The 6,738-nt window shown below is 40.7% G+C and carries 5 protein-coding genes, 1 other RNA gene and 1 other annotated feature; of the genes, 1 reads left to right on the top strand and 5 read right to left on the bottom strand.

What is annotated here, in order from left to right; genetic code table 11:
- Positions 1 to 136: 136 nt before the first annotated feature.
- From ACI48O_RS08560 to ACI48O_RS08540, 5 genes are all read right to left on the bottom strand, one after another.
- A complete protein-coding gene (locus tag ACI48O_RS08560) occupies positions 137 to 904 on the bottom strand; it encodes a tRNA threonylcarbamoyladenosine dehydratase (protein WP_435561347.1) in 768 nt (255 codons plus the stop codon).
- Positions 905 to 1,076: 172 nt separating this feature from the next.
- Positions 1,077 to 1,264: non-coding RNA, 6S RNA (gene ssrS / locus ACI48O_RS08555), on the bottom strand.
- Positions 1,265 to 1,323: 59 nt separating this feature from the next.
- Positions 1,324 to 3,099, bottom strand: a complete 1,776-nt coding sequence (aspS, locus tag ACI48O_RS08550; protein ID WP_435561346.1) for an aspartate--tRNA ligase — start codon at positions 3,097 to 3,099, stop codon at positions 1,324 to 1,326.
- 86 nt (positions 3,100 to 3,185) lie between these two features.
- A complete protein-coding gene (hisS, locus tag ACI48O_RS08545; protein ID WP_435561345.1) occupies positions 3,186 to 4,463 on the bottom strand; it encodes a histidine--tRNA ligase in 1,278 nt (425 codons plus the stop codon).
- A gap of 95 nt (positions 4,464 to 4,558) precedes the next feature.
- Positions 4,559 to 4,803, bottom strand: a binding site (T-box leader).
- A gap of 63 nt (positions 4,804 to 4,866) precedes the next feature.
- Positions 4,867 to 5,043: a hypothetical protein gene (locus tag ACI48O_RS08540; protein ID WP_435561344.1), complete on the bottom strand. Its 177-nt coding sequence runs from the start codon at positions 5,041 to 5,043 to the stop codon at positions 4,867 to 4,869.
- 158 nt (positions 5,044 to 5,201) lie between these two features.
- Between ACI48O_RS08540 and ACI48O_RS08535 the strand changes: the two genes are divergently transcribed.
- Positions 5,202 to 6,737, top strand: coding sequence for an SH3 domain-containing protein (locus ACI48O_RS08535; protein ID WP_435561343.1), 1,536 nt, complete (start codon positions 5,202 to 5,204; stop codon positions 6,735 to 6,737).
- The last annotated feature ends 1 nt before the right edge of the window (position 6,738 follow it).

Raw genomic sequence — 6,738 nt, 5'->3', positions numbered from 1 at the left:
TCACCATGGACACCCTTGCGTTAAGCTAACCACTACAACTGCCTTCGTGGCTCGGGACTTACACCCTATAGACTGCACCCATGCCGGGCGCACAACAAAAAAGCCAACGAACTAAATCGAAGGCTTTTGTTTCATGCTATTTTTCATCCTTAACACGCGTGATTTTTATATCTGCTAATAGCTGGCGGACTACATAACTCGCCATGATTAACCCTGCAACCGAAGGGACGAAGGCATTGGAAGATGGAGGCATTTGTGCTTTACGAATCTCAGACTGGTCATTTCCAACTTCTTTGCGCACTTCCTCACGAATGACAATTGGGCTTTCATCCGAAAAAACAACAGGAATTCCTTTTCTAATTCCTTCTTTCCGCAGGCGTGTCCGGATCACCTTAGCAATCGGGTCGGTATGTGTTTTCGAAATATCGGCGATCTGAAAACGAGTGGGATCCATTTTATTGGCGGCACCCATACTAGAAATGATCGGGATATTCCGTTTTAAACATTCTTTCATCAAATGAATTTTATACATAATCGTATCAGATGCATCTACGACAAAATCGAGTCCATAGTTAAAAAATTGTTCGTACGTTTCTTCTGTATAAAACATTTTAAGGGCGATTACTTCGCAGTCAGGATTAATATCCTTAATTCGCTCTTTCATTAAATCGGCTTTCGGTTTTCCAACGGTGGATAATAAAGCAATTACCTGCCGGTTCACATTCGTTATATCGACATTATCTTTATCAACAAGGATCAGACGGCCGACACCGGAGCGTGCCAACGCTTCTGCTGCGAAAGAACCAACACCGCCAATTCCAAGCACCGCAACGGTACTGCCCTTCATGATTGCCAGCCCTTCTTTACCAATAGCCAGCTCATTTCTTGAAAACTGATGTAGCATCAAAGATCACTCCAAAAACAAACTCTATTTTTGTTTTATTCCATCTCTTATCTTTTACCCGATTATGATTATATAATACTTCTGATTAAAAACAAGTATTTCGATGGGAATTAATATATTAATCCATGAAAAAACTCCATGAATAACATGGAGTTTTTAAGTTATGTAGTGAAAGAGTCCCAATCGTGCCGTCGCCGAATTGCTTCGTTTTGATCCTGCTCTCTGCAGGTGGGTGTTCTGTTCCAAGCCTATGTAGGTCCCCGACGAACGAGGCATGAACGCAACTTGAAAACTCCAAACTCCCAAGGTAAAAATGTTAGGTCAAAACATCTGCTAATGCAACTAACACATCAGGACTCTTTCTGTTACCTAGATAGTATCATAAAAGGGCTAATCATTCAAGAAATCAGACATGGCAATTACTTGTCCAAATTAGCTGTAGAATTTAAATAAAGCTCTCTTAACTGAGTTTTGCTGACCGGAGACGGAGCTTCCGTTAATAGACAGCTTGCACTGGCTGTTTTCGGGAAAGCAATCGTATCACGAAGATTCGTACTGCCTGCCAAAAGCATAACAAGTCGGTCTAACCCTAAGGCAATTCCGCCATGAGGAGGCGTTCCGTATTCAAACGCATCAAGTAAGAAACCAAATTGTTCTCTTGCTTCTTCTTCTGTAAATCCAAGGACACTGAACATTTTTTCTTGAATTGGGCGTTCAAAAATACGAAGTGATCCACCACCAAGCTCATAACCATTTAAAACAATATCATATGCTTGAGCTCGAACTTTACCAGGATCCGTTTCGAGTAAATCTAAATCTTCACGGAAAGGCATTGTAAATGGATGATGAGCACTATAATAGCGGCCATCTTCCTCTGAGTACTCTAAAAGCGGCCAATCTGTCACCCATAAGAAATTAAATAAACTTTGATCGATCAGTTCTAATTCCTTACCCAATTTCAAACGCAGTGCACCTAAAGAATCAGCAACAACCTTTTTATTGTCAGCTACAAACAAGAGCAAATCGCCGATTTGGACATCAAGTGCAGCCCAGATTTGTTTCAGTTCTTCTTCTGATAAAAATTTTGAAATCGGTCCTTTTAATCCGTCCTCTTCTGCTTTCACCCAAGCTAAACCTTTAGCACCGTAAACAGCAACGAACTCTGTTAAATGATCGATATCCTTTCGAGAATAACGGTCTGCACCGCCTTTTACGTTTAACGCCTTTACTTGTCCACCGGAGGCAATCGGACCAGAGAATACTTTAAAACCTGAATCCTTTAGAATTTCGGACAGATCTGTTAATTCAAGCCCAAAACGGGTATCTGGCTTGTCTGATCCAAAACGGCTCATTGCTTCATCGTATGACATGCGTGGTAATGGAAGCTGAATTTCAATTCCTTTTACTTCTTTCATCACTTTAGCCATCATCTTCTCAGTAAGCGAGATGATATCATCTTGACTTAAAAAGCTCGTTTCAATATCGACTTGAGTGAATTCCGGCTGACGGTCTGCGCGCAAGTCTTCATCACGGAAGCAGCGGGCAATTTGATAATAACGTTCTACTCCGCCCACCATTAGCAATTGCTTAAAAATTTGAGGGGATTGTGGCAACGCATAGAACTCACCAGGATGAACACGACTTGGCACTAAATAGTCACGAGCCCCTTCAGGTGTGCTTTTTGTCAAAATCGGTGTTTCAATATCAAGGAAGCCTTCGCCATCTAAATAATCACGAATCGCTTTTGTCACTTGGTGACGCATTTTGAACGTTTCAAACATAACCGGACGGCGCATATCTAAATAGCGATATTTAAGACGTAAGTCCTCAGAAACTTCTGTTTTGTCCTCAATTTGGAACGGAGGTGTTTTTGCCTCATTAATAATCGTGATTTCTTCTACTAAAACCTCGATTTTACCGGTTTTCAAATTTTCATTTACAGTACTAGCCTCTCTAGCCATAACTGTCCCTTTAATATCAAGGACATATTCTGAACGGACCTTTTCTGCAATAGCCAAAGCTTCGCTTGAAACATCCTGATTAAATACAATTTGAACAATTCCAGTACGATCGCGAAGGTCAATAAAAATAACTCCACCTAAATCACGTCGTTTTCCCACCCAGCCTTTAAGGGTTACTTTTTCTCCAATTGCTGATTCTGTAACTTCTCCACAGAAATATGTTCTTCCAAACATAAAAATCCTCCTCTATTAGTAAAAGCATACGCGCTAAGCTTTTTTGATGTTTATTTCGATACGGTTACGCTCTTTTAGCAATGCGCTTAAGCGTGATGACAAAACCCTTTAAATGTTTCGATAAATGTGTCTAGCTCGACTTCCGTTTGTTCCCCGGTGCTCATATTTTTAACATTTATTTTATTTACTTTAAGTTCATCGTCTCCTAAAACGGCTACGAATTGAGCCTGAAGACGGTCTGCCGCTTTAAATTGGGTTTTTATTTTGCGATCCAAATAATCTCGTTCTGCTTTAAACCCGGCTAAACGAAGCTTGTGCAGTAAGGAAACGGTATAATCCTTAGCCTCATCGCCTAGAGCCACTAAGTAACAATCGATTCCTTCATCGATTGGCAGCTCCACTCCTTCAGCATCAAGAGCAGCTAGAAATCTTTCAATACTCATCGCAAAACCGATTCCAGGTGTTTCCGGTCCACCGATTTCCTCGACAAGTCCATTATAGCGGCCACCACCGCATAACGTAGTAATCGCTCCAAACCCTTCGGCATCACTCATGATTTCAAACGCAGTATGATTGTAATAGTCCAAGCCACGAACCAAATTAGGATCCACTTCAAATTGAACATCAAGTGCCGTTAAATATTGTTGAACTTTTTCAAAATAACGGCGTGATTCATCATTTAAATATTCAATAATCGATGGAGCAGTTTGCATCAGCTCATGATTGCGGTCTTGTTTACAATCTAGAATTCTCATCGGATTTTTTGCTAAACGATTTTGACAATCGGAACAAAACTCGCCGATACGCGGCTCAAAATGTTTAATCAACGCTTCACGGTGTGCGTTTCGGCTCTCTTTATCACCAAGGCTGTTAATCACCAGCTTTAATTTTTTCAAGCCTAGTTCTTTGTACAAAGTGATTGCCAGTGAGATAACCTCAGCATCAATTGCCGGATCCGAGCTGCCTAACGCTTCGATACCAAACTGGACGAACTGGCGGAATCGGCCTGCTTGAGGTCTTTCGTAACGGAACATCGGTCCCATATAAAACAATTTGACAGGCTGAGTGGCATAGCCAAACATTTTATTTTCAACATAGGATCTTACGGTTGATGCTGTCCCTTCCGGACGAAGAGTAACACTGCGTCCACCACGATCTTTAAACTCATACATTTCCTTTTGAACAATATCCGTTGTATCGCCAACACTGCGATGAAACAATTCAGTATGTTCAAAAATTGGCGTGCGAATCTCCCGATACTGGTATTTTTCACACAGTTCTCTTGCTTTTTTCTCGATCAGCTGCCACTTCTCCACTTGTCCTGGGAGAATATCCTGCGTTCCTCTCGGTATTTGAATTGACATTATAATTAATCCTCCTTAACCAACGTGGAATCATATTTAAATTTGCAAATTTATGTAAAAAAATAAAAAAACCCTCGTCCCTTGTTATCAACTAACAAAGGGACGAGAGTTATGTATTTATCCCGTGGTACCACCCTAGTTGGAGCATAATACACAGCTCCCGCTCAAACAGATAACGCCTGTACACGTTCAACTCCTAGTAAGGGACGAGAATGTCCTTTTCAGAGTGAAACCTCCTGAGTGTTCTTTCACCAAGTCATCATGCAGAAATGCTTTCAGCCTGGGCATTTCTTCTCTGATCATGTGGATCTTGACTACTTTTCTCGATCAATGGTTCAGTTTATATAGTCATTTTATCTATATAATCATACGGAGCATTAACAGGATTGTCAATACATAATCCTCAGGATCGTTCTAATTGCTTTTTAAGTTTCTTTACATCCCCTAGAGAAAGACCATATTCAGAAGCTAATTCGAACATAGTTGATTGCTGCTCTTTCTGAATAAAATCATGAAAATCTACTCCAAACAATTGGTTTTCTCCCTCGATTGCCGACATTCCCTTGCTGCTAAACCTCATTTTGCTCACCCTTTGCATAGATTTGTTGTTTCTATTCTTTCCAGGCGTGGCAAAAATGTTTCATCTAAATGTTATTTTCATAAAATGAATATAAAAAAGGAATGATTTTACCAAAAATGTCCGTTAAAATGAATGTATGTCTGAAAGGAGGGTGCTGCTTGAGAGATAAAAAGCACATGATATGGGTCTTCATCTTCGTTCTCTTCCTAACTGTACTTCAGTCATTCCAAGAGACAAAAGCGAACGGCAGTACCATTATCATTAATTCGAATCAAACAAATGTCCGGGAAGGCCCTGGCTTAAGCTATTCAAAAATTGGCCAAGTCAATCAAGGGGAACAGTTTACCGTCATAAAAACAAACGGGGATTGGATCCAAATTGAACTGGATAACAAGCAAAAAGGCTGGGTGGCCAACTGGCTCGTTACATATAGTGAGAAAAAAAGTTCTACTACTGAAAAGCTGCAAAAAGGAACGATCATTTCTATTACGACTGACGGTTTGCGGGTGCGTTCCGGACCTGGGACAAGCTATCAGATAATCGGTTCGTTAAATATGGGAGACAGTGGTGAAATAACAGACATAAACGGGGATTGGCTTAAGATTTCATTCTCCGGTAATAGCGGTTGGATCAATAGCGAGTTTGTCAAAGTGACCGGCCAGGGAAACACTTCAGATAAGGAAAAGCAACCAAGCTCTAAAAAAGAGGCATTAACGGGAACCGTAACCGCCTCCACTCTATATGTTCGAGATGAAGGCTCATTGAATGGAAGCATCATTGCACAAGTTTACAAAGGGGAGCAATTCCCGATTTTAACAGAAGTCAATAATTGGATGAAAATTGAATATAAATCAGGCAAGTACGGTTGGGCAGCCTCATGGTTTATCCAAAAATCTGAGGCGGCACCTGCTGATTCAGAAATTAAAAATGGTTCCATTGAAATTCTTTATAATGGGACAAACATTAGAAAAAAACCATCTGCACAATCGGAAGTCGTCCAAAGAGCAAACAAAGGCGAAACGTTCGAGGCGGTCAAACTGACAAATGACTGGTATGAAATCCGCCTTAAAAGCGGTGATTTAGCCTATGTTGCCGGCTGGGTAGTAAATGCAAGTAATTTAGGTCAGCAAGTGGAAAAGCCCGGATCTGAGATTCATTTAAAAAATAAAACGATTGTCATCGACCCTGGTCACGGTGGAAAAGATAACGGAACCTCCGGATTCAGAGGTACTGCAGAAAAAAACATCACAATCAAAACAGCGTTACTTCTCCGGAATAAACTAAAAGCAGCTGGAGCAAATGTCATTCTAACTCGCACTAATGATACATTTCAGTCACTGAATTCAAGAGTGCGCATGAGCCATTATTATGGAGCGGACGCGTTTATCAGCATCCATTATGACAGTATTTCCGAAAAAAACGTAAGAGGAACAACAAGCTTTTATTACCATTCTTACCAAAAAGCGTTAGCCTCTTCCTTGCATTCAGGAATCGTCCAATATACGAATCTAAAAGATCGCGGCGTACGGCATGGTGATTATCATGTTTTGCGTGAAAACAAACAAAGCGCTGTCCTGTTGGAATTAGGTTACTTAAGTAACCCTACCGAAGAATCGTTAATTCAAACCGATCAATTTCAGGAACAAGCTGCCAACGGCATCTTCCAAGGCTTAGCGAAATATTTTAAGAAGTAAT

Source organism: Neobacillus terrisolis (assembly GCF_051233475.1).
Lineage (GTDB): Bacteria > Bacillota > Bacilli > Bacillales > Cytobacillaceae > Bacillus_BU.
The sequence above is the reverse complement of the archived record's forward strand: the minus strand, read 5'-3'. Positions and strand labels throughout refer to the sequence as shown.

Coding starts and splice junctions, on each gene's coding strand:
- aspS (WP_435561346.1), bottom strand. CDS start 3,099: ATGTTTGGAAGAACATATTTCTGTGGAGAAGTTACAGAATCAGCAATT.
- hisS (WP_435561345.1), bottom strand. CDS start 4,463: ATGTCAATTCAAATACCGAGAGGAACGCAGGATATTCTCCCAGGACAA.
- ACI48O_RS08540 (WP_435561344.1), bottom strand. CDS start 5,043: ATGAGGTTTAGCAGCAAGGGAATGTCGGCAATCGAGGGAGAAAACCAA.
- ACI48O_RS08560 (WP_435561347.1), bottom strand. CDS start 904: ATGCTACATCAGTTTTCAAGAAATGAGCTGGCTATTGGTAAAGAAGGG.